Source organism: Klebsiella sp. TF21-TM, assembly GCF_019753495.1.
GTDB lineage: Bacteria > Pseudomonadota > Gammaproteobacteria > Enterobacterales > Enterobacteriaceae > Klebsiella > Klebsiella quasipneumoniae.
Map to the genome: position 1 here is coordinate 1 of NZ_JAIJYL010000099.1, position 1,367 is coordinate 1,367.

Genomic DNA, 1,367 nt, shown 5'->3' on the forward strand with positions numbered 1-1,367 from the left:
GTCGCCAAAGCCGTTGATAAAGCGCTGGCCGACCGCCAGGCGAAAATTGACGCCGCGGCCGACAAAAAGGTCGACGTCATTACCAACCCGCAGACCACCGCCGCCTCGCCGGATATGGCCATTCCGTTCGGCCTCAAGTTCAGCGGCTATGCCCGCTATGGCGCCCATTTCCAGACCGGCGACCAGAAATATGTCGGCGTCGACGGCTCCTATAACGGCGCCTCGGCGATCGGCCGTCTGGGCAACGAAAGCAACGGCGGCGAATTCCAGATCAGCAAAGCCTTCAAAAGCGCGCAGGGGGCTATCTGGGATCTCAACGTCATGTTCGACCACTGGAGCGACGAGGTTAACCTGAAGAAGGCCTACGTCGGCGTCACCAACGTGCTGGAATCCAACCCCAACGCCTATATCTGGGCCGGCCGCGACTTCCACCAGCGTCCGCAACAGGGGATCAACGACTACTTCTGGATGAACCACGACGGCCAGGGCGCCGGGGTGAAGAACTTTGATATCGGCGGCGTGCAGTTCGACGTGGCGGCGGTGTCGCAGGTGAAATCCTGTAGCCCGGAAGTGATGGCCGACGAGACCAACCCGTCGCGCATCACCTGTACCGGCAGCTCCGACACCGGGGACAACGGCCACTACGCGCTGACCACCAAAACCCACAACATCAAGGCCGGGCCGATCGACGTTGAGGTATACGCCAACTACGGCTTTGACTCGAAGGCGGTGGACAGCGACGCGCGTCTCGAAGCCTGGCAGGGCGGCCTGGTGCTGAGCCACACCAACGACAGCGGGGTGAACAAGGTGATCCTGCGCTACTCCGACAACTCGGATAACAGCGTCTACAACAAAACCGACGACCTGACCACGGTCTACGCCAGCTTCGAGGGCAGCCATAAGTTCACCCAGCAGGCGCAGGTGGAATATCTGCTGGCCTTCCACGACTACGACAACGGCAAAGATAATACCGACAACCGCAAAAACTACGGCGCCATCGTGCGGCCGATGTACTTCTGGAACGACGTGCATTCCACCTGGCTGGAAGCGGGCTACCAGCGCGTGGACTACGACCAGGGCGGGGATAACCACGGCTGGAAGCTGACGCTGTCGCAGAACATCGCCATCGGCATGGGGCCGGAGTTCCGTCCGATGCTGCGCTTCTACGTGACCGGCGGTCAGGTGGACAACGAGCATACCGCGAAGGTCAACGGCACCAAAGACCAGCAGCTGGATTCGTTGAACGTCGGCGGGATGTTTGAGGCGTGGTTCTGATGCGATAGCGTTGTCGAAGGAGCGTTCCCGGCTGGCGCTACGCTTAGCCGGGCTACGACTGGTGCGCTCCATTTATGCCGGATGGCGGCATA

At 61.0% G+C, this 1,367-nt stretch carries 1 protein-coding gene; it reads left to right on the forward strand.

Features of this window, described 5'->3' with window-relative positions:
• Positions 1 to 1,275, forward strand: a 1,275-nt coding sequence (locus K5R89_RS27055; RefSeq protein WP_085551970.1) for a carbohydrate porin, incomplete at its 5' end; no start/stop codon positions are given.
• Positions 1,276 to 1,367 lie beyond the last annotated feature (92 nt).